Source organism: Massilia sp. BHUDP2 (genome assembly GCF_046236355.1).
GTDB lineage: Bacteria > Pseudomonadota > Gammaproteobacteria > Burkholderiales > Burkholderiaceae_D > Telluria > Telluria varians.
Genome location: NZ_JBJUVW010000001.1, coordinates 1,151,558 through 1,175,023 on the forward strand (window position 1 = coordinate 1,151,558; position 23,466 = coordinate 1,175,023).

Below are 23,466 nucleotides of genomic sequence, written 5' to 3' on the forward strand. Positions count from 1 at the left end.
AGGAATCATGAATCCGCGTATCGATAAGGCGATCCCGGCCGCGAGCACGCTTGGTCTCGGTGTGAACAGCCCTTTGCGTCCCTTCCTGGCCTTCCTGCGCCAGCGGATGTCGCTCCTGCTCGTGTGGCCGGCGATCGCCCTGGTCGTCATCGCCGTGCTGTGGAGCCATGTGCTGCGCGGGCTGGGGCACGACGAGCGCGAGCGCGGCGCCGAGCTGGAACAGCAGGCCGGGGCCTATGCGCACAGCCTTGTCATCCGCACGCGCCGCTCGATCGACGAGACCGACCGCCTGCTGCTCCTGTTGCGCCACACCTGGGCCAGCTCGGACAGCCATGGCGATCTTGCCGGCACCCTGGAAGCAGGGATCTTTTCTCAACAATATATATCGGCGGTAGCGTTCATCGACCGCAATGGCATCGCCGTCACCAGCACCCATCCGGGCGCCGTCGGCCGCTATTTCGGCAACCGGCCCTATTTCGTCGCGCAGCAGCATGCCCTCGAGGATCGTCTGTACCTGAGCGGACCGCTGGACGCCCAGCTGACCGGGCAGGAGGTGGTCGCCTTTTCGCGTCCGCTCCTGACCCCCGACGGGCGCTTCGACGGCATTGTGCTGATCAACGTCTTGCCTGCATTCTTTACGCAGCACTACGCCGAGTGGATCCTGGGGAACTATGGCTTCGCCGCCGTGGCGCGCACCGATGGCGCCCTGCTGGCCACCCGCACCGGCAACACCGTCCATTCCTACCGCAAGCCATTCCTGCGCGCACCCATGCCGGGCCGCGATCCGCAGGGCGTGGCCTTGCTCGGCGGACGGCGCTGGTTCGCAGACGGGCGGCAGCGCGTGGTCGGCTGGCAGCCGTTTCCCGACCTCGGGTTGATCGGCATCGTCGGCGTCGACGAGTACACCGCGATGGCGGCCTTCCGGGCCCACCGCGAGGCCCGGCTTGCCGCCGCCTGGTGGAACAGCGCCTGGATCATGCTGGCCGGGCTGCTGGCCACCGGTGTCTTCGTGCATGCGCGCTGGCGCCAGCACCAGATGGACGCCCTGCGCGCCGCCTACCGCCTGGCCACCGAGGACGCCGGCGACGGCTTCTTCATCAACCGCCCGCTGCGCGACCGGCATGGGGTGATCCGCGATTTCAGCGTGGTCGACTGCAACCAGCACGGCGCCGCCATGTTCGGCAGGCAGGCGGAGGAGCTGATCGGCCACCGCCTGTCCGAGTTCTACCGGGGCGAATTGTTCGAGCGGGCCTGCGAGCGCCTGTGCCAGGCCCTCGAGACCGGCTTCTACGACCGCGAACTGCCGGTCGAGCCGGCGCCCGACCAGCCGCTGCGGGCCCGCTGGATCCGCTACAAGGCGGTGCGCGCCAACGGCGACCTGGCGGTCACGATCCGCGACATCAGCGAATCGAAGGCGCATTTGACCGAGCTCGAGCGAAGGAGCAATTCGGACGAGCTCACCGGCCTGCCGAACCGCTACTGGATCCAGCAATTCCTGCCGCGGGCGATCGCGCGGGCGCGCGCTGGCGGGCATGGGCTGGCCGTGCTGTTCATCGACCTCGACGGTTTCAAGGCCGTCAACGACGTGCTCGGGCATGCGGCCGGCGACGAGCTGCTGCGTACCGTCGGCAAGCGCCTGAAACTGGCGGTGCGCCCGCGCGACCACGTGGTGCGGCTGGGCGGCGACGAGTTCGTGGTGCTGCTGGAGCAGGTCGGCAGCCGGGAAGACGTCGAGCACGTCGCCGGCCGCGTCCTCGCAGCCTTCCACGACGGCTTCCACGTGCAGCACGCCACCCACGTGCTGGGCGCCTCGATCGGGATCGGCCTGTTTCCCGAGCACGGCGAGGATGCCGAGACCCTGCTCAAGCATGCGGACATCGCGATGTACTCGGTCAAGACCGAAGGGAAGGGCGGCTTCTGCTTCTTCCAGTCGCGCTTCTTCGAGGCCATCCGTGCCCGCCTCGAGACCGAGATGGAACTGCGGCGCGCGATCGACCAGCGCCAGTTCGTGCTGCATTACCAGCGCGCGTGGACCTGGCCACCGGGACCGCATCGAGCATGGAGGCGCTGGTGCGCTGGGAGCGCCCGGGGCGCGGGCTGACCGGGCCGGACCGCTTCATTCCGCTGCTGGAAGAGACCGGGCTGATCGTCCAGCTGGGCGAACAGGTGATCGACAGCGTCTGCCGCCAGCTGGCCAGCTGGACGCGCGAGGGAACGGCCCCGGTGCCGGTCTCGGTCAACATCTCGCCGCGCCAGTTCAGCCAGTCCGACGTGATGACGCAGTTCCGCAGCGCGATCGCGCGCCACGGCATCAACCCGGCGCTGCTGGAAATCGAAGTCACCGAATCGTCGATGATGCAGGAGGGGATCGGCGAGTCGGCCGTGTTCAGCCAGCTGCGCGAACTGGGCATCAAGCTGTGCATCGACGATTTCGGCACCGGCTACTCGTCGCTGTCCCAGCTGCAGAAGCTGCGCTTCGACGTGCTCAAGATCGACCGCGCCTTCGTGCTGCGGATCGAACATCCCGAGGGCGACACCCTGATCGCCTCGATGATCGCGATGGCGCACGCGCTCGGCATGCGGGTGGTGGCCGAGGGCATCGAGAGCCAGGGGCAGATGCAGCTGCTGCAGACCCTCGGCTGCGACGAAGGACAGGGTTATTTCTTTTCGCGCCCGGTTCCCCCAGAGGAGTACCGGGTGCCGGCGGCGCATGTCTGGCCGGGTCCGCGACTTTGAAACTTTCTTTGCGTGTTCCTTTACATTTGTACTAACGCTGGTAGTAATATTACACGGTGGCGCTCGCCACCGCTGCCGCCCGCGGCGTCGCTGCCCGGGTAATCAGCGTTTAAAAACAATGACAAAGGGGACACCATGCGCACTAGAAGTAGTTTGACTTCACCATTGCGGCGCGGTTTGGCCGTGTGCGGGCTGCTGGCAGCCGTGAGCGGCGTCGGGCTCCCGGCCGCCAGCGCTTTCGCCCAGCAGCCGGCCGCCAGCGCTGCCGCGCCGGTCGCGCCCGGCACCATCCGCATCCATTTCCGCCGCGTCCAGAACGATACCGCCCAGTGGGGCGTGTATTCCTGGGATGGCCCGGCCAGGCCGAGCTCGGCCTGGATCACGGACCGCTTCATGTTCACCCAGAGCGACGATTTCGGCGGCTGGGTCGACATTCCGCTGGCGCCAGGCAAGACCGCCCTGTGGTTCCTCGTCACCGACGGCAGCGGCACCAAGAACTGCGGCGCCGACCAGGGCGCGCAGCTGCCTGCCGACGTGGGTAGCCGTGGCCACGAGATCTGGCTGCTGGAGGGCGACTGCAGCATCTACACCGCGCCGCCGGCGCCCAGCTACGGCAGCCTGGCCCAGGCCGGCGCCCACTGGCTGGCCGCCGCCACCCTGGCCTGGCCGGGCGCGCCCGCCAGCGGCAGCTACAAGCTGTACTACGCGGCGAACGGCGGCCTCGGTTCGGGCGCGGCCGGCGTCACCGGCTTCGATGGCAGCATGGACCTGAGCCTGGCGCCGCTGCCGGAGGCGGTGCGCGCGAAATTTCCGCACCTGGCCGGCAGCACCGGCCTGGCGCTGTCGACGCCAGACGCGGCCAAGGTCGCCGCTCTGGCCAGCGCCCAGTTCGCGATCGCCCGGTTCGACGCTAGCGGCAAGCTGGTGCAGGTGACCTCGCTGCAGACCGCCGGCATGCTCGACGAGGTGTTCGCCGCCCGCGCGGCCGACACCAGGCTCGGCGTAAGCTTCAACGGCGCCGGCGTGCCCACCTTCCGCCTGTGGGCGCCGACCGCCAAGTCGGTGGCGCTCGACATCTATCCGGACGCAAACGCGCCCGCCGCCAGCCAGGTGCCGATGCGCTTCGATGCCGCCACCGGAGTCTGGAGCTACACGGCCCCGAGCGCCGACTGGACCAACCGCGCCTACTACACCTACACCGTCAAGGTGCTGTCGCGCTGGGCCGACAACACGCTGGTGACGAATACCGTCACCGACCCCTACTCGGTGAGCCTGAACGCCAACAGCGCCCGCAGCTATCTCGCCAACCTCGACAGCGAGCAACTCAAGCCGCGCAACTGGGACAAGCACCGCATCCCGGCGCTCGCGCATCCGGCCGACATCTCCATCTACGAGCTGCACGTGCGCGACTTCTCGCTGAACGACGACTCGGTGCCGGCCGCGCGCCGCGGCAAGTACCTGGCTTTTGCCGAGCGCAATTCGCGCGGCATGCGCCACTTGCAGTCGCTGCAGAAGGCGGGCCTGAGCCACGTGCACCTGCTGCCCGTGTTCGACATCGCCAGCGTCAACGAAGCCGGCTGCGTGTCGCCCGTGATCCCGGATGCCGGCCCGGCCTCGGAAGCACAGCAGGCCGCGATCGAGGCGGTGCGCGATGCCGACTGCTTCAACTGGGGCTACGATCCGGTGCACTACAACGCCCCCGAAGGCAGCTATGCATCGAACGCCAACGACGGCGCCGCGCGCGTGCGCGAGTTCCGCGAGATGGTGCAGAGCCTGCACGAGGCAGGCCTGCGGGTCACCATGGACGTGGTCTACAACCACACCAGCGCCTCGCAGCAGGGCCAGCTGTCGACCCTCGACAAGATCGTGCCGACCTACTACTACCGCCTGAACGACAAGGGCGCCAACCTGAACGACAGCTGCTGCGCCGACACCGCCGCCGAGCACACCATGATGGCCAAGCTGATGCTTGATTCGGTGGCCCTGTGGGCCAGCGCGTACAAGGTCGACAGCTTCCGCTTCGACATCATGACGTTTGCGCCGCTGGCCGTGATGCAGGAACTGCAGGCGCGCGTCAACCAGGCCGCCGGCCGCGAGATCTACCTGTACGGCGAGGGCTGGAATTTCGGCGCGGTCGCCAACGACCAGCGCTTCGTGACGGCGCGCCAGGCCAACCTGTTCGGCACCGGCATCGGCTCCTTCAACGACCGCCTGCGCGACACGGTGCGCGGCGGCGGCTGCTGCGACGGCGGCGAGAACCTGATCAGCCAGCAGGGCTTCATCAACGGCGTGTGGTACGACCCGAACCACCTGGCAAGGCAGTCGCGCGACGATGCGCTGCGCCTGGCCGACCTGGTGCGCGTGGGCCTGTCGGGCACCCTGCGCGACTACCGCTTCGTCGACCGTTTCGGTTCGCTGCGCAGCAATGCCGACATCGACTACTTCGGCCAGCGCGCCGGCTACACCGCCAGCCCGGTCGAAACCATCAACTACGTCGAGAAGCACGACAACCAGACCCTGTTCGACATCAACGCCTTCCGCCTGCCGCAATCGACCTCGCTTGCGGACCGGGTGCGGGTGCAGAACCTGGGCGCTGCCATCGTGCTGCTGTCGCAGGGCATTCCCTTCATCCATGCGGGACAGGAGCTGCTGCGTTCCAAGTCGCTCGACCGCGACAGCTACAATGCGGGCGACTGGTTCAACCGCCTGGACTACAGCTACGCGTCGAACAACTTCGGCGTGGGCCTGCCCTCAAGCGACAAGAACCGCGACAACTGGGGCCTGATGACGCCGGTGCTGGAAAACCCGCTGATCAAGCCGGATACCAGGGCGATCCTGGCGGCGAAGGAGGCGTTTGAAGATCTGCTCCGGATCCGCACGGACAGCGCTTTGTTCCGCCTGCGCAGTGCGAAGGACGTCGAAGAGCGCCTGCGCTTCTACAACACCGGGCCGGACCAGTTGCCCGGCCTGGTGGTGATGCACATCGACGGGGAAAGGCCGGGCCGCTACCCGGACGCGCGCTACCGCAGCGTGGCGGTGCTGTTCAACGTGGACAAGGAAGCGAAGACGATCGCGATCCCGGAGCTGAAGGGGCGCAAGTTCAAGCTGCACCAGGTGCAGGTCAGCTCGGCTGACCCGGTGGTGAAGACGTCCGGCTACGGCGACGCCGACGGCAGTTTCACGATCCCGGCGCGCACGGCGGCGGTGTTCGTCGAGAGGGGGGCGAACCGCGGCGAGGAGTAAGCAGCAGCAAGGCCAGGTGATCCTGGCCTTGTTCGCTGGCGGCCTGCGCGGCCCAATATGGATTACTTGCCGCTCATCCGATCGTTCTCGATTTCGGCTGCGCTCGCGGTGCTGACCGGGCTGGCGCCGGCGGTCTTCTTGCGCGGGATATTGCTGCCGACCGAGACGTAGTCGTCATCCTGGGCCCGGCTCTCGCGCGGGGTAGAGGATTGATGGGCGCAGCCGCCCAGCAGGGTGGACGCGAGGGCGGCCAGCATCAACTTCTTCATACGATACAACTCCTTCTTCAAGACGTTTCAACAGGAGCGATTGTAGTGCCGCCCATGCCGGAAAGGGCGGCTTTTCCACCGGCCACCGCACGATTACCCATGGCGGATGGCTGCCTCGCGCTGCGCGCCGACGGCGCGTGCTTCACAGCGTGACTTCCAGGCCTTCGAAGGCCAAGTGCACCTGCAGCTCGCCCAGGCGCGCGCGGTAGCGCGCCATCACGGTGGCGAATGCGGCCTCGAGCTCGTCGTCGCCGCGGGTCGGCTCGTGGTGGGTGCAGTACAGGGCGCGCGCGCCCACGCGCAGCGCCATCTCGATGGCGGCATCGAAAGTGCCGTGGCCCCAGCCGGCCTTGGACGGGTATTCCTCGCGGGTGTAGGAGCAGTCGACGATCAGTGCGTCCACGCCGGCCATGGCGGCGTCGATCGCGCGCTGGCGCCCGCCCAGGTGCGCTTCGAACGCGTCGAAGGCCGGGTCGCCCGGCGGATAGGGGTTGTGCCAGGGTTCGTGGTCGCCGGTGAAGAACAGCGAGCGGCCATGGCAGGAGATGCGGTAGCCGAGGTTGGTGACCGGGTGGTTCATCAGGACATTGCCGACCACCGCATCGCCGACCGCGACCGGCGTACCGATGTCGAGGGTACGGTACTCGATGGTGGCGCCCATCTGGGTTTCGCTGACCGGGAAGTAGCTGTTCTGCAGCTGCACCGCCATCACGTGCTCGATGCCCTTGCCGGTCACCGGATCGTGGGCGCCGTGCAGGCGCACGCGGCTGCCCTTGATGAACAGCGGCGTGAAGAAGGGCAGGCCATGGATGTGGTCCCAGTGGCTGTGGGTGATGAAGATGTTGGCCTGGATCGCCGGCGCCTGCGGCCGCGCCAGCAGGTGCTGGGCCAGCGGGAACAGGCCGGTGCCGCCGTCGAGGATGATCAGGGTGCCATCGTCGCTGCGCACTTCGATGCAGGTGGTGTTGCCGCCGTAGCGCGCCGTGCGTGGACCGGGGGACGGTATCGAACCACGCACCCCCCAGAAGCGGAATTTCATCGGGACTCCCAGCCGAACTTGTTATGTTTTTTGAATACCGAGCATGATAAGGGTTTTGTTCCCAAAAGCATCAAAAATCCGCATTTTTCGAACTCCCCCCACCTCTGGGATATACACCGGGTCGTAAGGAAGCTACACTTCGAAGAAATTACCTATTGGCAAGAAAATTGCTGCATGCATATGCAAGAGCTGAATCCCACCCAAATCGCGCAACGCCTGCACCAGCTCACCGAAGTCAGCGTGGCGCTCGGGGACACGCATGACACCGCCGCGCTGCTCGACCGCATCCTGCGCGTGGCCAAGCACATGACCGATGCCGACGGCGGCACCCTGTACCGTCCGAGCGAAGACCGGAGGAGCCTGTGCTTCCACATCTCGATCAACGACACCCTCGAGATCTACCAGGGCGGGGTGAGCGGCAAGCCGATCGACATCGCGCCGGTGCCGCTCTACGACAACTACGGCAACAAGAACATCGCCTCGGTGGCGGCCTACGCGGCCAACTTCAACCAGTCGGTGAACATCGAAGACGTCTACAAGGCCGACGTGTTCAACTTCTCGGGCATGCGTTCGTTCGACGCGACCTTCGGCTACCACTCGCAGTCGATCCTGACGGTGCCGATGACCGACCACGAGGGCGAATTGGTGGGCGTGCTCCAGCTGGTTAACGCGAAAAATTCGGCCAATGACCCGGAGCCCGGAAAGATCCGCGCGTTTTCCCCGACCGACCAGCGCTTCATCGAAGCGCTGTCCGCGCAGGCGGCGGTGGCGCTGACCAACCAGCTCCTGATCCAGCAACTGGAAAGCCTGCTGGAAGCGCTGGTCAACCTGATCAACATCGGCATCGACGAGAAGTCGCCGTATACCGGCCGCCACTGCCAGTTCGTGCCCGAGCTGACCATGATGCTGGCCGAGGCGGTGCACGACACCACCCAGGGGCCGCTCGCCGCATTCCGCATGAACGACGCCGACCGCAAGGAACTGTGGCTGGCCGGCCTGCTGCACGACTGCGGCAAGATCACCACCCCGGTGCATGTGGTCGACAAGTCGACCAAGCTGGAAACCATCTTTGACCGCATCCACCTGGTCGACACCCGCTTCGAGGTGCTGCTGCGCGACTGCGAGATCCGCGCGCTGCGCGCGCGAATCGAGCCGGGCGCCAACCTGGCGGCGATCGAGGACCGCCTGCTGTCGGAACAGAGGCGCATTCGCGCCGACCGCGACTTCCTGCGCCGTGCCAACGTGGGCAGCGAGGGGATGTCGCTTGACGACCAGGAGCGCGTGCGCCGCATCGCCCGGTACCGCTGGCTGGGGCCGGACGGGCAGGAGCAGGATTTCCTGAGCCCGGACGAAGTGCGCAACCTGACGGTGCGCTTCGGCACCCTGACCGAGGACGAGCGCAAGATCATCAACAACCACATCGACGTCACCGTGCGCATGCTCGAGTCGCTGCCGTGGCCGAAGCACCTGAAGAACGTGCCGGAGTACGCGGGCGGCCACCACGAGCGCATGGACGGCAAGGGCTATCCGAAAGGGCTGACGAAGGACCAGATGTCGGTGCAGGCGCGCATCATGGCGATCGCCGACATCTTCGAAGCGCTGACCGCCTGCGACCGGCCCTACAAGAAGGGCAAGAAGCTGTCCGAGTCGCTGCAGATCCTCGGCAAGTTCGCCCTCAACGGCCACATCGACCCGGACCTGTTCGACATCTTCGTGCGCAACCGCGTGTACCTGCAGTTCGCGCACAAGAACATGGATGCGCACCAGATCGACGAGGTGGACGAGTCGGCGATTCCGGGCTACCGGCCGTAGCACCCGCAGCCCCTCATGAAGCGTCTTCGCCAGGCATTCTCCCGGTACGGTGCGCGCTGGGCGCTCGGGCTGCTCTTCACCCTCGCCGCCGTGCTGTACGTCTGGGGCGCCTGGACCAGCCACACCATCGAGCGCCAGGACACGATCATCGCCGACATGCGCATGCGCCTCGAGCCCTACGAGCTCGATCCAGGCATCGTGATCGTCGATATCGACAGCCGCAGCCTGACCGAGGTGGGCCGTTTCCCGTGGAGCCGCAATGTCATGGCCCGGCTGGTCGAGCAGCTGACCGATCACTACGGGGTCGGGGCGGTGGGCTTCGACGTCTCGTTCCCGGAGCCCGACACCAGTTCCGGCTACGAGGTGCTGGAGCGCCTGGCCGCGCGCGAGCTGAAGGACGTGGGCGCACTGCGCGAACGCCTCGACACGCTCAAGCCGGCCCTCGATTACGACGGCATGTTCGCGCGTTCGATGCAAGGCAAGCCGGTGGTGCTCGGCTTTAATATTTCGGACCAGCAGGCCAAGGGCGTGCTGCCGGAACCGCTGTTCACCACCGAATTCCTCAACGGCCGCGAAGCGACGGCCGCCTTCGGCACCGGCTACGAGGCCAACATCGCGCGCCTGCAGCAGGCCGCGGCCGGCGCCGGCGTGTTCACGGCCATCCCCGATGCCGATGGGCTGGTGCGTTCCTCGCCGCTCGTGTTCCGCATCGGCGACGGCTACCATGCCTCTCTGTCGCTGGCGACCATCGCGGCCTTCCTGGAGACCCGCGCGATCAAGCCGGTGCTCGACACCAGCGTGGACCAGATGTCCCAGGCCGAGCGCGACGCCTCCGCTTTCGACACCATCCAGATGTTCACCAACAAGGCTGGCGTGGTGCGCTTCCCGGTCGGTTACGGCATGGTCAGCACGGTCCAGTTCCGCGGCAGCGGCGGGCCGGACGGCGGGGCCTTCCCCTACGTGTCGGCGGCCGACGTCCTGGCGGGCAAGGTGCCGAAAGCGCTGCTCGAAGGGACGATCGTGCTGGTCGGGACCACCGCCCCGGGCCTGCAGGACCTGCGGGCCACGCCGGTGAGCGCCCAGTATCCGGGCGTCGAGATTCACGCCAACATGATCAAGTCGATGCTGGACGGGCGCTTCAAGGCGCGTCCCTGGTCCGCCGAGGCGCTCGAAGCGGGCCTGGCGCTCGTGGTCGGGCTGCTCCTGAGCTTGGCCTTGCCGGTGCTGGCCCCGGCCTGGTCGGTGCTGCTCGCCTCCACCGTCTTCGTCGGCTGCGGCTGGCTGAACTGGTACGCCTACACCGAACACGACCTGGTGCTGAACGTCTTCATCTGCCTGCTGCTGGTCGGCGCCCTGTTCGTGCTGAATCTCGCCTGGGGCTACTTCTTCGAATTCCGCAAGGGCAGGGCGCTGGTCACCCGCTTCGGCGAGTACGTCGCCCCCGAGCTGGTGGAAAAGATGGCCGAGGACCCGGAAGCCTACAACATGGATGGCGAAAGTCGCGAGCTGACCGTCATGTTCGTCGACGTGCGCGGCTTCACCACCATCTCCGAGGGCCTCTCCCCGAAGGAGCTGCGCGAGTACATCAACCTCTACCTCACCGCGATGTCCGAGGACATCCGCTCCAGCCACCAGGGCACGCTCGACAAGTACATCGGCGATGCCGTGATGGCCTTCTGGGGCGCGCCGGTCGCGTTCGCCGACCACGCCAGCCGCGCGGTGGCCACCTCGCTCCTGATGCAGGCCAGCGCCGCGCGCCTGAACCGCGACTTCCTGGCGCGCGGCTGGCCGGAACTGAAGATCGGCATCGGCCTGAATTCCGGCCTCATGCACGTCGGCGACATGGGCTCCAACATCCGCCGCGCCTATACCGTCATGGGCGACGCCGTGAACCTCGGCGCGCGCCTGGAAGGCATCACCAAGGTCTACGGCGTCGGCATCGCGGTCGGGGCCGCCACCAGGCTGGCGGCTCCGGAATTCGTCTACCGCGAGCTCGACCGGGTACGGGTGAAGGGCAAGAACGAGCCGGTCGCGATCTACGAACCGCTCGGCAAGCCTGCGCAACTGGCGCCCGCCGTCATCGACGAATTGGCGCAATGGGAGGCGGCACTGGCGCGGCTGCGCGCGCAAGACTGGGACGCCGCGCAGGCGGCGATCCGGGCGCTGGCCAACGCCCATCCCGAGCGCGGCCTGTACACCCTGTACCTGGAGCGCATCGATCACTACCGCGCCCATCCTCCGGGCATGGACTGGGATGGGGTGACGCGCTTCGACACGAAGTAGTGTGTCACTAAAGCAACGGAATGCCCCCCTTTGTGTGGGGGAAGTTTCCGTTGACGTTCTAGTTTTTCTCCATTGCAACAAAAAGCTCGTTACACTGCCATCGACCATGACCCGTATGCGGCCATCGCATGTCCATGATTCATAAGAAAAACTCATAAAAACAACAGTCTATAAAGCAAATCCGATGAAACAACGCTTTGCGCGCCTGCTTGCGGGCTCCGTGCTTGCCATGGCCGTGGCCGGCGCCTGGGGACAGGAACCCGGTGCCGCCGGCAGTACCGACGACATCGTCCGCTTCGACGTCCAGCGCTTCGAGGTCAGCGGCAACACCCTGCTCGGCGCTGCCGAGATCGAGGGTGCTGTGGCGCCGTTTACCGGCAAGGGACGCGATTTCGGCGACGTCCAGCGCGCCCTGGATGCGCTCGAAGCGCTCTACCACGCGCGCGGCTACAAGCTGGTCACGGTGCAGTTGCCGGAGCAGGAGCTCGACGGCGGGGTGGTGCGCCTGCATGTGCTGCAGACGCGGATCGGCAGGATCACGGTGGACGGCAATAGCAGCTTCAGCACCGCGAACATCCGCCGCAGCCTGCCGGCCCTGCGCGAAGGCGAGACCCCGAACCTGGCGCGCGTCTCGGCCAACCTGAAGCTGGCCAACGAGAACCCGGCCAGGAAGCTCAAGCTGAGCCTCGGCAGCGGCGCGCAGGACGAAGCTGGGCTGGACACGGTGGACGCGCGCGTCGAAGTCGCCGAAGAGCGCCCCTGGACCGTCATGGCCAACTTCGACAACACCGGCACGGGCGAGACCGGCAAGACCCACGCCGGCCTGGTGCTGCAGCATGCCAACCTCTGGGGCCGCGGCCACGTCGGCAGCCTGCAGTACACCACCACGGTCGAGGAGCCGTCGCAGGTCGCGGTCTGGGGCCTGGGCTATCACGTGCCCTTGTACGCGCAAGGCGCCGCCCTCGACCTCTATGCCAGCTATTCCGACGTGGATTCGGGCGTGGTCAGCGCCGGCCTGTTCGACCTGGCGGTGAGCGGGCGCGGCGCGGTCTACGGCGCCCGCTACAGCAAGGTGCTGGACAAGCGCAGCCTGGGCGGACGCGATCTCGAAGGCCGCCTGGTAGCCGGCCTGGAAGTGAAGGCCTACAAGAACAGCGTCATGTTCTTCAACCAGGACTTCGGCAATAAGGTCACCGTGCGTCCGCTCAGCATCGGCTACCTCGGCCGCGCGGTGCTGGACAACAGCGAAGTGAACGTCTCGGCGACCCTGCTGCGCAACCTGCCCGGCGGCTCGCGCGGTGCGCAGGAAGACTTCAGCGTGGCGCGCTCGGGCGCCAAGGCCGGCTACACCGCCCTGCGCCTGGCCGGCGCCTGGAGCAGCAGCATCGGCGCCGGCGACTGGCTGGGCCGCGTGCTGGCCAACGGCCAGTATTCGCCGGATGCCCTGGTGCCGGGCGAGCAGTTCGGCGCCGGCGGCTCGACCAGCGTGCGCGGCTTCGACGAGCGTGCCCTGGCGGCCGACTCGGGCCTGGGCCTGAACCTGGAAGTGTATACCCCGAACCTGTGCAGCCGCAGCGGCTGGCAGTGCCGCCTGCTGGGCTTCTACGACACTGCCTACGGCAAGCGCAACAAGGCGCTGCCGGGCGAACTGCGCAGCACCACCATCGCCGGCGCCGGCGCCGGCCTGCGCTTCTCGGTGGGGCGCGCGGCCAGCCTGCAGGTCGATTACGGCAAGGTGGTGAACGAGGGCGCCCTGGGCGGCGCCGACAAGGACAGGCTGCACCTGCGCGTCGGCCTGGCCTACTAGGAGAATTTCATGAGGAACGGACTTATTCGACTCAGCCGGGCGGCGCTGTGCGTCGCCGCCTGCTTCGGCGGCGTGGCGACGAGCGCCGCGGCCCCGACGCTGCCGAACGTGGTGGCCGGGCAGGCGAGCTTCTCCCAGGACGGCAACGTGTTCTCGATCACGAACACGCCCGGGACCATCATCAACTGGCAGAGCTTCTCGGTGAACGCCGGCGAGATCACGCGCTTCATCCAGCAAAGCAGCGACAGCGCGGTACTGAACCGCGTCAATGGCCAGGACCCCAGCCGCATCCTCGGCGCGCTGCAGTCCAACGGCAAGGTCTTCCTGATCAACCCGAACGGCGTGGTCTTCGGGCAGGGCGCGCGCGTGGACGTGAACGGCCTGGTGGCCTCGACGCTGGACATGAGCGACAGCGACTTCCTGGCCGGGAAGAAGAATTTCAGCGCCGCTCCCAACGTGGGGAACGTCCGCAACGATGGCGCGATCACGACCCCGAGCGGCGGCAAGGTCTTCCTGGTCGCCCCGAAGGTCGAGAACAGCGGCGTCATCACCGCCCCGAACGGCGAGGTGGTGCTGGCGGCCGGCCGCAGCGTGCAGCTGGTCGATGCCGGCAACCCCGACCTGAGCGTGGTGGTGTCGGCGCCGAATGACCAGGCCATCAACCTGGGCCAGGTGGTGGCGCAGGGCGGCCGGGTCGGCATCTACGGCGCCCTGGTGAACCAGCGCGGCGTGGTCAATGCCGACAGCGCGGTGGTGGGCCAGGACGGCAGGATCGTCCTGAAGGCCAGCAGGGAAACCGTGCTGGAAGGGGGCAGCGTCACCAGCGCGCAAGGCAGCGGCAAGGGCGGCGAAATCCAGCTGCTGGGCGAACGCGTCAGCCTGAGCGGCAATGCGCAGGTCGACGCCAGCGGCGCCGCCCGGGGCGGCACCGTGCTGGTGGGCGGCGATTACCAGGGCAGGAATGCCGCCTTGCCGAACGCGCAGCAGACCAGCTTCGGCAAGGAGGCAAGCATCCGCGCCGACGCTACAGCGAACGGCGAGGGCGGCAAGGTCGTGCTGTGGTCGGACGGCGCCACCCTTGCCAACGGCAGCATCTCGGCGCGCGGCGCCGGCGCGGGCAAGGGCGGCCTGGTCGAAACCTCGGGCCGCCGGCTCGACATCGACGGCGTGCGCGTGGATGCCGGCGGCGGCGTGTCGGGCGGGCGCAAGGGCAGCTGGCTGATCGACCCGGAAAACATCGTGATCGCCGATGGCGTCTCCACCGGAGACACCACCTACATCAAGGCCAGCACGCTGACCGCCACCAATGCCGACATCGTGCTGCAGGCGACCAACGACCTGAAGATCCTGGAGAACCTCACCACGCCGCACGACGTGCGCGCCGAGGCGGGTAACGAGCTGACCGTCGGCGCGGCGCTGACCTCGACCACCGGCAGCATCGACCTGCGTGCGAAGAACCAGATCAACCTGCTTGCGGGCAGCCAGCTTGCGAGTCCCGACTACATCGACCTGAAGTCGAACCGGATGACGCTGGCCGGCATGATCGGCGGCATCGGCAGTACGCTGCCGGTCGTCTCTTTCAACAGCTTTGACAAGGGCACCAGCATCTTCGTCAACGCCGACGAGGTCAATGGCGCGCTGACGCTGGCCCCTGGCCGCCTCGGCGCCTTCAAGGCCTACGAGATCAACATCGGCAACAGCGGCCATACCGGCGAGATCGTGATCAACAATCCGCTGACCCTGGACGGCAACCTGGTCATCGATAGCGCCGGCCGCGTCTACCTGAACGCGCCCGTGCTCCTGAACGGCGCGACCAGCCGGTTCCTCGCTACCTTGCACGCACCTGGCGGCCTGTTCCAGGTCGGCAGCGCCGGCGCGATCGATGCCGGCCGCAAGATCGGCATCGGCGGCGCCGGCCGCGTGGTCGTCGACGGCGCGCTGAAGTCGGGCGAGATCGACATCAATGCGGGCAGCGCCGGCATGACGCTCACCGCCGACATCACTTCCAACAGCCGCGTCACACTGCGCACCAGCGGCGCCATCCAGCAGGCGAACAAGGTCATCAAGACGCCGCAACTGCTGGTCGAGGCCAATAGTGCCAACCTGCTGGGCAATAACCAGATCGGTACCCTGGCCGGCAGCGCCACCGGCAGCGCCGGCGGCGCCGGCCTGCGTGTCCGCTGGACCGGCAATCTGCGCATCGGCAGCATCGGCGAACTGGCCGGCCTCGCCTCGCAGAACGACATCACCCTCACGGGCGAGCATCTCGAGGTCGATGCCCCAGTGGCCGCGCCGGTGGCGATCGTGGCCGACGTCGCATCGGTCAAGGGAACGGGCGGGCTCAGCGCGAACGTCCTGTCGATCCAGGCGCGCGGCGGCATCGGCGAAGCCGACCGCGCGCTGCGCACCAGCACCAACTTCCTGCTGAGCGCGAAGAACACGGCGAGCGGCAATGCGCCGATCAGCATCGTGAACGACCGCGCCCTCGTGGTTGGCAACGTGGCCCAGGAAGGCGCCGGCAACGGCGGTGCGATTTCGATCGAAAGCACCGGCGGCCTGACCGTCGGCCCGGGTTCGGGGCCGCTCGATGGCGTCAGGACCGGCAGCGGCGACATCCGCCTGGTCACGCACAGCCCCATGAACATCCAGGGCCGGGTCGGCACCGACAGCGGCAACATCACGCTGCTGGCCGCCAACGACGGTGCGCTCACCATCGGCCCGGCCGGCCGGGTAGCGTCCGAGTCGGGCAAGGTCCACCTGACCGGCGGCCAGGTGAGCTATCCGGAGGGCAGTGTCGTCGGCAAGCTGGAAGTCGTACAGACGAAGCCGGGAACCCAGCAGCCCGATCCTGTGCAGCCCGATCCCGTCAAGCCGGATCCCGTGCAGCCCGATCCCGTGCAGCCTGATCCTGTACAGCCTGATCCCGTACAGCCCGATCCCGTGCAGCCCGACCCCGTGCAGCCCGATCCCGTGAAGCCGGACCCCGTGCAACCCGATCCCGCGCCGCCGCAGCTGAACGTGTGCCTGGCCAACCCGGCCACCCCGGGCTGCAGTGGCGTGATCGAACAGGCCACCCGCGCCTGCATGGGCAATCCGGATGTCCAGGGCTGCACCCAGGTACTGCCGTCGGTGGACAGCTGCCGCGCCGACCCCGGCAGGCTGGGCTGCAATGTGGTCATGCAGCTGGCCTTCAATGCCTGCCTGGTCAACAAGAACGATCCGTCCTGCGCCGGCATCCTGCCGACGCTGGCGCAATGCGAGGCGAACAAGGCCCTGGCCGGTTGCAGCGCGGTGCTGCCGAGCATGCAGCAGTGCATCCTCGGCCCGACCCAGCCGGGCTGCGCGGCAATCCTGCCGCGCCTGGAGCAGTGCGCGGCGAACCCGACCCTGCAAGGCTGCGAGGCGGTGCTGCCCAAGCCCGACTTCTGCGCCACCCACCCGCTCGACGCGCGCTGCGCCGTGTTCAACCCGGCCCCGAGCCAGAGTGAGTCGAAGAAGCCGGTGGCCCAGGTCCAGCAGACCACGGTCAACCTGGTCAATACGCGCACCCCGGCGCAGGAGAAGCTGCCGCCAGCCACGCCGGCCGCCGGCAAACAGGATGGCGAAGGCGCCAAGCCGTCGGAGCAGTCGGAGCAGGGGGCCGGCCCGGCGGCAGGTACGAACACTGGAGCAAAGAATGAAAAACCAGCCACAAAAATGTACTGCAACTAAGCGGGCCCTGGGCACGCTGCTGCTCGCGGCGCTGCTCGTTACCGGCAATGCCGCCTGGGCCGCGCAGGTCGCAGGCGTGGTGGCGCGCCTGAGCGGCCCGCTGATGGCGAAGAAGGCCGACGGCAGCGTCAAGGTGCTGGGCCTGAAGTCCGAGGTCGAGAGCGGCGATACGCTGGTGTCGGAAAAGAACACCTACGCGCAGATCAAGTTCATCGACAACAGCGAGATCACGCTGCGCCCCGGCACCACCTTCAAGGTCGAGAATTTTTCCTTCGACGAGGGCAAGCCGGAAAGCGACAGTGCCAGCTACAGCCTGGTGAAGGGCGGCCTGCGCTCGATCACCGGCCTGATGGGCAAGCGCAACAAGGAGAAGTTCTCGCTGAAGACGCCGACCGCGACCATCGGCATCCGCGGCACCACCTTCGTTGCGCAGTACGTGCCGGTGCCGGTCCAGGGCGCTCCGGCGCCGGCCTTGCCGCCGGGCCTGCACCTGAACGTGACCGACGGCGCCATCGTCGTGACCAACAACGGCGGCGCGCTCGGCTTCCAGGCCGGCCAGTTCGGCTACGTGCCGAACCTGAACCAGCCGCCGGTGATCGTACCAAGCAACCCGGGCATCCAGTTCGCGCCGCCGCCAAGCTTCGACGCCGGCAGCGTGGGCGGACCTGCGGCCGCCAACGGGCCGGGTCAGGGCCAGGGGCCCGACTGCATCGTCCGCTGAACGGCAAGCCTGCCATCGACAGCCCCGTGCGCCACTGGCCCACGGGGCTGTTTCATTCAGGAGCGCAGGGAGCGCGCGCGTTCCAGCAGCAGTTCGCGCTCGCGGCTGTTGGCGGTCATGGCGGCGGCGCGTTCGAATTCGCGGCGCGCTTCCTCGCCCCGGCCCAGCTTGGCGAGCAGGTCGGCGCGCACGCTCGGCAGCCAGTGGTAGCCGGCCAGCTTGCCGCCAAGCGCCAGCGCGTCGGCCAGCGCCAGGCCAGCGGCGGGACCGTCGGCCATGCCGACGGCCACCGCGCGGTTCAGTTCGACCACCGGAGAAGGCTGGACCTGCGCCAGCTCGCCGTACAGCGCCGCGATTGCGCGCCAGTCGGTGTCCCGGGCGACGCGGGCGCGGGCGTGGCAGGCCGCGATCTCGGCCTGCAGCAGGTAGGGGCCGCGCGCCAGGCCCAGCTGCGCGGCGCGCGCGAGCGCCGCCAGGCCGCGCCGCACCAGCACCCCGTCCCAGCGCGAACGGTCCTGCTCGAGCAGCAGCACCGGGCGCCCTTCGGCGTCGAGGCGCGCTCCCATGCGCGAGGCCTGCAGTTCCATCAGCGCCACCAGGCCGTGCGCCTCCGGCTCGCCAGGGGCCAGTTCGGCCAGCATGCGGCCCAGGCGCAGGGCTTCGTCCACGAGGGCGGGGCGCATCCAGTCCTCGCCCGCGGTGGCGGTATAGCCTTCGTTGAAGATCAGGTAGACGGCTTCCAGCACCGCGCCGAGGCGTTCGCCCAGCTCGTTCGGCGGCGGCAGTTCGAAGGGGACGCGCGCCTCGCCCAAGCTGCGCTTGGCGCGCACGATGCGCTGCGCCATGGTTGCCTCCGGCACCAGGAAGGCGCGTGCGATCTCCTGGGTGGACAGGCCGCCCAGCAGCTTGAGCGTGAGCGCCAGGCGGGCGTCGAGCGAGAGCACCGGGTGGCAGGCCGTGAACATCAGGCGCAGCAGGTCGTCGCCTATCACGTCGTTGCGGGCGGCATCGAGGCCGTCGACGAAATCGGGCACGATGGAGGCCTCCTGGGCTTCGAGGTCGAGGCCGATCTGCTCCAGCTTCTGCTGGAGCAGGCGGTCGCGGCGCAGGCGGTCGAGCGCGGCGTGCTTGGCCGTGGTCGTGAGCCAGGCGCCGGGATTGTCCGGGATGCCCTGGCGCGGCCAGTGCTCGAGGGCCGCCACCAGGGCGTCCTGGGCCAGCTCCTCGGCCAGGCCGACGTCGCGCACCATGCGCGCCAGGACCGCCACGATCCTGGCCGACTCGATGCGCCAGACGGCGGCGATGCTGCGTTCGACCTGTGCGTCCATCAGATCTGCGATGCCGCGTCTTCCGCCTGCGCCGGCATGCCTTCCATATACGCCAGCTCCCACATGTGGCCGTCGAGGTCTTCGAAGCCGTGCTGGTACATGAAGCCGTGGTCCTTCGGCGGGTTCGGCCAGCTGCCGCCGGCGGCTTTCGCCCTGGCGGCCATGTCGTCGACGGCGGCGCGGCTGTCGCAGGACAGGCATAGCAGCACTTCGGTCGACTTGCGCGCATCGGCGACCGGCTTGTTGGTGAAGCCCTGGAAGAAGGGCTGGGTCAGCAGCATCACGTAGATGTCCTCGCTGACGATCATGCAGGCGGCGTTCTGGTCGGTGAACTGCGGATTGAATGCAAAGCCGAGCGCGCCGAAGAAGGCCTTGCTGCGTTCCAGGTCCTTCACCGGAAGGTTCACGTAGATCTGCTTGTTCATGGTGCTCTCCTTGTCTGCTCAGGCGGCGGCCTGCTGCTCGGGCATGCTCTCGATGTAGGTCAGCGCCCACATGTGGCCGTCCAGGTCTTCGAAGCCGTGCTGGTACATGAAGCCGTGGTCCTCCACCGGCTCCGGCAGGGTGGCGCCGAGGGCCAGGGCCTTGCTTGCGACGGCGTCGACCTCGGCCCGGCTGTCGCAGAACAGGCACAGGAGCGCGATCCTGCTGCTGCGCGGATCGGCCAGCGGCTTGCCGCACAGGGTCCGGGCGATGTCTTCGGAGGCGAGCATCACGGTGATGTCGTCTGACACGATCATGCCGGCGCCGTGCTGGCTGCTGAAGCGCTCGTCGAAGCCGAAACCCAGTCCGGCGAAGAAGGCCTTGCTGCGTTCGAGGTCCCGGACCGGGAGGGTGATGGCGATCTGCTTTTTCATGCTCGTTTCCTTGTGTGGGGGGCGTCAAGAGGGCAGGTCGGCCGGCTCGTAGAGCTGGCGGACTTCGATTTCGGCGTCGGCGAACTCGCCATGCGGATTGGGGAAGCGGCGCGACCACTCCATCGCCTCCTCGCGCGAGCGCACCTGAATCAGGGTGTAGCCGGCGATCAGCTCCTTGGTGTCGGCGAAGGGACCGTCGGTGACCGTCCGGCGCCCTTCGTCGTAGCGGATGCGCCAGCCGTCGCGGCTGGGGCGCAGGCCGTTGGCGTCGAGCAGGACGCCGGCGCGGGCCAGCTCCTGGTTGTACGCGGTCATGGCGTCGAACAGGGATTGGGCGGGCATGATGCCGGCTTCCGTGTCGGGGGTGGCCTTGACGATGATCATGAAACGCATGGTGGTCTCCTTGTCGTGGGATGGAAGCATATGGGGCTTCCATCCGCTACGACGAGCGAAGCAGGCGTCTTTCGACATCGCGGATGAAAATTTTTTCCTTACCGGTCGAAGCAGGGCGCCAGGCCGCGCACCTCCACCGTCGCCCACTCGGCCGCAGGACACTGCTGCGCCAGCGCGATCGCTTCTTCGCGGGTGTCGACATTGACCAGGAAGAAGCCGCCGACCATTTCCTTGGCCTCGGCGAACGGGCCGTCGACGATGCGTGCCTTCCCGGCCCGGACGCTCACGCGCACCGCCTTGTCTTGCGAGGCCAGCGATTCCGCCCCCAGCAGCAGGCCGCGGCTGCGCAGGTCCTCGCCCCAGCGCAACATCCGGTCGTAGATGGCGCGACCCTCGGCCTCGCTGCGGGTGGCGCGCTGGCAGACGGGTTCATGGATCAACAGCATGTGCGGCATCGGCATCTCTCCTCTGTGATGAACGCGGCTATTCTAAGCTGCCTTCTGGCCGCCGGCACGCGCTTTGGGCAAATCCTGCGCGCAAGAACGCTGCACCATCCATTTGACTCCCAGCTGCACCACCAGTGCGGCGCCGGTCGCCAGCAGGAAGGCCAGGCCGATCGGCTGCGAACCCAGCAGCAGCGACAGCACCAGGCAGAACACGGCAAAGGCATAGTAGCCGTTGACCATGCCGCGCAGCAGCGCCACCGCGAAGCCGGGCCCGTTGGCACGGTGCGAGAAGCCGACCAGCACCGTGCTCATCACCGGGAACATCGCGAACAGGCCGGACAGGCGCGGCCCGAGGCTCGCGGCGGCATAGGTGACGCTCAGCGACAGCAGGGCGCCGGCCAGCATGCGCCAGGGCAGGTCATTGGCGGGTTTGACGACGGCGGCCGGCGCCGGTGCCGGGCCGAACAGGCGCGGCGCCCCCAGGAGCGCGATCACGACGGCAGCGAAGCCGGCCCACAGCGGCAGCTGGACGGGCTGGGCCTGCAGCACCAGCACGGCCAGGCCGTAGGCGAGCAGGGCGGCGACCATGGCGCGCGGCATGCCGAGGTGGGCGCAGCGCGCATAGGCGACGCTGAAGACCAGGATGGCCAGCACCGCCAGCAGCGTGTTGCCGGCCGCGCTGGCGGCGAAGGCCGGACCCTGTTCGAGCGAGATCACCAGCAGGATCGGGCCGGAGACGATGGGAAAGGCGGACAGCCAGCCGGCCACGCCCGGCCCCCAGCGGCGGCCGGCCAGGGTGACGAGGGCGATCAGGACTGGTACGAGCAGGAGTTTGAGCAGGAAGATCATGTGGGATGAATAGACGCTGGAAATGAAAAACGCCCGCCAGGCGGCGAGCGTTCCGGATGCCGCCTGCCTTCAGCCGGCAGGCGATGGATGACGACCGGCTTACAGCACGTCGCTGGCGTGGTCCGCCAGGCGCGAGCGTTCGCCGCGCGCCAGGGTGACGTGGCCGCTGTGGCTCCAGCCCTTGAAGCGGTCGACCACGTAGGTCAGGCCGCTCGAGCCCTCGGTGAGGTAAGGCGTGTCGATCTGGGCGATGTTACCGAGGCACAGGATCTTGGTGCCGGGGCCGGCGCGCGTGACCAGGGTCTTCATCTGCTTCGGCGTCAGGTTCTGCGCCTCGTCGATGATGAGGAACTTGTTGACAAAAGTACGGCCGCGCATGAAGTTCAGGGACTTGATCTTGATGCGCGAGCGGATCAGGTCCTGGGTCGCGGCGCGGCCCCAGTCGCCGCCGTCGCTGTCGGACTTCATCAGCACTTCGAGGTTGTCGTCGAAAGCGCCCATCCACGGCGACATCTTCTCTTCCTCGGTACCGGGAAGGAAGCCGATGTCCTCGCCCACCGGCACGGTGACGCGGGTGACGATGATCTCGTTGTACTGCTTGGTCTCGAGCACCTGGGCCAGGCCCGCGGCCAGCGCCAGCAGGGTCTTGCCGGTACCGGCCTGCCCCAGCAGGGTGACGAAGTCGCACTCCGGGTTCATCAGGAGGTTGAGCGCGAAGTTCTGCTCGCGGTTGCGTGCCGTGATGCCCCACACGTTGTTCTTGTTGTGGCTGTAGTCGCGCAGGGTCTGGAACACGGCGGTCTTGCCGTTGATCTGTTTTACCTGGCCATAGAAGGGCGCTTCGCCGCCCCGCGGCTCGATGAACACGAACTGGTTCACGAGCAAGGTCGGGATCACCGGACCGGTCACGCGGTAATAGGTGGCCGAATTGCCGTTCTTGTTTTCCTGCCAGGACTCCATGTCCTTGCCGTGCTTGTTCCAGAAATCGTCCGGCAGCTGGACGATGCCCGAGTACAGCAGGTCGGTGTCTTCCAGCACGTGGTCGTTGAAGTAATCCTCGGCCGGCAGGCCCAGCGCACGCGCCTTGATGCGCATGTTGATGTCTTTCGACACCAGCACGATGGCGCGGCCGTCCATCCGGTCTTCGAGTGCGCGGACGACACCCAGGATCTGGTTGTCAGCCTTGCCTTCGGGCAGGCCTTCCGGCAGGGGCGCGGATTCCAGGTTGGTCTGGAAGTACAGGCGTCCCCTGGCATCCTTGTTGCCCAGCTTGGCCAGCGGGATGCCGGCTTCGATCGCGTCGTCGTCGACGTTGGCGATCAGGGCGTCGAGGGTGCGCGCCACCTGGCGGGCGTTGCGCGCGACTTCCGACATGCCCTTCTTGTGGTTGTCGAGCTCCTCGAGCGTCATCATCGGCAGGTAGACGTCGTGTTCCTCGAAGCGGAACAGCGAGGTCGGGTCGTGCATCAGGACGTTGGTGTCGAGCACGAAGACCTTGGTGGTGCCGGACTTGTCGGCCTTGCGGCTGGTGGACGACTTGACGTTGACTTCGACCGGCTTGTGCTTGGCCGGATGCGGTTGGTCGGCATCGACCTCGCGCAGGCGCGCGCCGACGCCGTCCTTCGACTTGCGCGACGGGCCCTTGGCCAGCGGAGCTTCGCCGGTAGGCGCTTCGGCGGCGGGGGCGCCGACGACGTCGACGGGGGCGGTGCCGGTCGTGCCTGCAGCCGTGCCGGCAAGGGCGGCATCATTGGCGGCAGGGGCGGCGGCGGCCTTGGCCTTGCGTGCCCGGGTCGCCTTCGGCGTCGGCACGGCCTGGCCGCTGATCAATTCTTCGAGTTCGGCATCGGCCGTCGCGGACGCCGGGCGCACGGGCGACTTGCCCGGTTCGGCCTTGGGATAATCTTTTGCCAGCAGCATGGTCGCTGGCTTGGTTGGCATTTTTGGCAGTGGCATCAGGTTCTCGATTCGA

The 23,466-nt window shown here is 67.7% G+C and carries 17 protein-coding genes; 8 read left to right on the plus strand and 9 right to left on the minus strand.

The window, feature by feature from the left end; genetic code table 11:
- Positions 1-7 precede the first annotated feature (7 nt).
- From ACK6C6_RS05080 to pulA, 3 genes are all read left to right on the plus strand, one after another.
- Positions 8-2,101, plus strand: a complete 2,094-nt coding sequence (locus ACK6C6_RS05080; RefSeq protein WP_409266224.1) for a diguanylate cyclase domain-containing protein — start codon at positions 8-10, stop codon at positions 2,099-2,101.
- Positions 2,029-2,736, plus strand: a complete 708-nt coding sequence (locus ACK6C6_RS05085; RefSeq protein WP_409266226.1) for a putative bifunctional diguanylate cyclase/phosphodiesterase — start codon at positions 2,029-2,031, stop codon at positions 2,734-2,736. Before ACK6C6_RS05080 ends, ACK6C6_RS05085 begins: the two co-directional genes overlap by 73 nt.
- Before the next feature lie 153 nt (positions 2,737-2,889).
- Positions 2,890-5,979 (plus strand): pullulanase-type alpha-1,6-glucosidase, encoded by a 3,090-nt coding sequence (gene pulA / locus ACK6C6_RS05090; RefSeq protein ID WP_409266227.1) that lies wholly within the window; start codon positions 2,890-2,892, stop codon positions 5,977-5,979.
- A 62-nt stretch (positions 5,980-6,041) separates the two neighbouring features.
- On the opposite strand, the gene ACK6C6_RS05095 is transcribed toward pulA, so the two are convergent.
- Entirely contained in the window at positions 6,042-6,248 is a 207-nt protein-coding gene (locus tag ACK6C6_RS05095; protein ID WP_209589008.1) for a hypothetical protein, read from the minus strand.
- Between the two features lie 142 nt (positions 6,249-6,390).
- Positions 6,391-7,287: an MBL fold metallo-hydrolase gene (locus tag ACK6C6_RS05100; protein ID WP_409266228.1), complete on the minus strand. Its 897-nt coding sequence runs from the start codon at positions 7,285-7,287 to the stop codon at positions 6,391-6,393.
- 180 nt (positions 7,288-7,467) lie between these two features.
- Here ACK6C6_RS05100 and ACK6C6_RS05105 point away from each other — a divergent pair, with 180 nt between their 5' ends.
- The 5 genes from ACK6C6_RS05105 to ACK6C6_RS05125 all read left to right on the plus strand — a co-directional run bounded on the left by ACK6C6_RS05105 (position 7,468) and on the right by ACK6C6_RS05125 (position 17,621).
- Positions 7,468-9,099, plus strand: coding sequence for a GAF and HD-GYP domain-containing protein (locus ACK6C6_RS05105; protein WP_409267302.1), 1,632 nt, complete (start codon positions 7,468-7,470; stop codon positions 9,097-9,099).
- Positions 9,100-9,114: 15 nt separating this feature from the next.
- Positions 9,115-11,382, plus strand: coding sequence for a CHASE2 domain-containing protein (locus tag ACK6C6_RS05110; RefSeq protein WP_409266230.1), 2,268 nt, complete (start codon positions 9,115-9,117; stop codon positions 11,380-11,382).
- A 184-nt stretch (positions 11,383-11,566) separates the two neighbouring features.
- Positions 11,567-13,189, plus strand: coding sequence for a ShlB/FhaC/HecB family hemolysin secretion/activation protein (locus ACK6C6_RS05115; RefSeq protein ID WP_409266232.1), 1,623 nt, complete (start codon positions 11,567-11,569; stop codon positions 13,187-13,189).
- Positions 13,190-13,198: 9 nt separating this feature from the next.
- Entirely contained in the window at positions 13,199-16,900 is a 3,702-nt protein-coding gene (locus tag ACK6C6_RS05120) for a filamentous hemagglutinin N-terminal domain-containing protein (protein ID WP_409266233.1), read from the plus strand.
- Positions 16,866-17,621, plus strand: a complete 756-nt coding sequence (locus tag ACK6C6_RS05125; RefSeq protein WP_409266234.1) for a FecR domain-containing protein — start codon at positions 16,866-16,868, stop codon at positions 17,619-17,621. The genes ACK6C6_RS05120 and ACK6C6_RS05125 overlap by 35 nt, the downstream gene beginning before the upstream one ends.
- Before the next feature lie 56 nt (positions 17,622-17,677).
- Here the strand turns inward: ACK6C6_RS05125 and ACK6C6_RS05130 are convergent, their stop codons facing one another.
- From ACK6C6_RS05130 to ACK6C6_RS05160, 7 genes are all read right to left on the minus strand, one after another.
- Positions 17,678-18,949 carry an RNA polymerase sigma factor gene (locus ACK6C6_RS05130; protein ID WP_409266235.1) on the minus strand — a complete coding sequence of 424 codons (1,272 nt, stop codon included), beginning with the start codon at positions 18,947-18,949 and terminating at the stop codon, positions 17,678-17,680.
- Positions 18,949-19,374, minus strand: coding sequence for a VOC family protein (locus ACK6C6_RS05135; RefSeq protein ID WP_409266236.1), 426 nt, complete (start codon positions 19,372-19,374; stop codon positions 18,949-18,951). Before ACK6C6_RS05135 ends, ACK6C6_RS05130 begins: the two co-directional genes overlap by 1 nt.
- 18 nt (positions 19,375-19,392) lie before the next feature.
- Positions 19,393-19,806, minus strand: coding sequence for a VOC family protein (locus tag ACK6C6_RS05140; RefSeq protein ID WP_409266237.1), 414 nt, complete (start codon positions 19,804-19,806; stop codon positions 19,393-19,395).
- Positions 19,807-19,830: 24 nt separating this feature from the next.
- Positions 19,831-20,199, minus strand: a complete 369-nt coding sequence (locus ACK6C6_RS05145) for a YciI family protein (RefSeq protein ID WP_409267303.1) — start codon at positions 20,197-20,199, stop codon at positions 19,831-19,833.
- 98 nt (positions 20,200-20,297) lie between these two features.
- Entirely contained in the window at positions 20,298-20,654 is a 357-nt protein-coding gene (locus ACK6C6_RS05150) for a YciI family protein (RefSeq protein WP_409266238.1), read from the minus strand.
- 33 nt (positions 20,655-20,687) lie between these two features.
- Positions 20,688-21,494: a hypothetical protein gene (locus tag ACK6C6_RS05155; protein ID WP_409266240.1), complete on the minus strand. Its 807-nt coding sequence runs from the start codon at positions 21,492-21,494 to the stop codon at positions 20,688-20,690.
- Positions 21,495-21,593: 99 nt separating this feature from the next.
- Complete coding sequence (locus ACK6C6_RS05160; RefSeq protein ID WP_409266241.1) at positions 21,594-23,450, minus strand: PhoH family protein; 1,857 nt, start codon at positions 23,448-23,450, stop codon at positions 21,594-21,596.
- Positions 23,451-23,466 lie beyond the last annotated feature (16 nt).

Excerpts from the sequence above, each read along its gene's own strand:
- ACK6C6_RS05080 (WP_409266224.1), top strand. The coding sequence starts at position 8 with ATGAATCCGCGTATCGATAAGGCGATCCCGGCCGCGAGCACGCTTGGT.
- ACK6C6_RS05095 (WP_209589008.1), bottom strand. The coding sequence starts at position 6,248 with ATGAAGAAGTTGATGCTGGCCGCCCTCGCGTCCACCCTGCTGGGCGGC.
- ACK6C6_RS05100 (WP_409266228.1), bottom strand. The coding sequence starts at position 7,287 with ATGAAATTCCGCTTCTGGGGGGTGCGTGGTTCGATACCGTCCCCCGGT.
- ACK6C6_RS05105 (WP_409267302.1), top strand. The coding sequence starts at position 7,468 with ATGCAAGAGCTGAATCCCACCCAAATCGCGCAACGCCTGCACCAGCTC.
- ACK6C6_RS05110 (WP_409266230.1), top strand. The coding sequence starts at position 9,115 with ATGAAGCGTCTTCGCCAGGCATTCTCCCGGTACGGTGCGCGCTGGGCG.
- ACK6C6_RS05115 (WP_409266232.1), top strand. The coding sequence starts at position 11,567 with ATGAAACAACGCTTTGCGCGCCTGCTTGCGGGCTCCGTGCTTGCCATG.
- ACK6C6_RS05120 (WP_409266233.1), top strand. The coding sequence starts at position 13,199 with ATGAGGAACGGACTTATTCGACTCAGCCGGGCGGCGCTGTGCGTCGCC.
- ACK6C6_RS05125 (WP_409266234.1), top strand. The coding sequence starts at position 16,866 with ATGAAAAACCAGCCACAAAAATGTACTGCAACTAAGCGGGCCCTGGGC.
- ACK6C6_RS05130 (WP_409266235.1), bottom strand. The coding sequence starts at position 18,949 with ATGGACGCACAGGTCGAACGCAGCATCGCCGCCGTCTGGCGCATCGAG.
- ACK6C6_RS05135 (WP_409266236.1), bottom strand. The coding sequence starts at position 19,374 with ATGAACAAGCAGATCTACGTGAACCTTCCGGTGAAGGACCTGGAACGC.
- ACK6C6_RS05140 (WP_409266237.1), bottom strand. The coding sequence starts at position 19,806 with ATGAAAAAGCAGATCGCCATCACCCTCCCGGTCCGGGACCTCGAACGC.
- ACK6C6_RS05145 (WP_409267303.1), bottom strand. The coding sequence starts at position 20,199 with ATGCGTTTCATGATCATCGTCAAGGCCACCCCCGACACGGAAGCCGGC.
- ACK6C6_RS05150 (WP_409266238.1), bottom strand. The coding sequence starts at position 20,654 with ATGCCGCACATGCTGTTGATCCATGAACCCGTCTGCCAGCGCGCCACC.
- ACK6C6_RS05155 (WP_409266240.1), bottom strand. The coding sequence starts at position 21,494 with ATGATCTTCCTGCTCAAACTCCTGCTCGTACCAGTCCTGATCGCCCTC.
- ACK6C6_RS05160 (WP_409266241.1), bottom strand. The coding sequence starts at position 23,450 with ATGCCACTGCCAAAAATGCCAACCAAGCCAGCGACCATGCTGCTGGCA.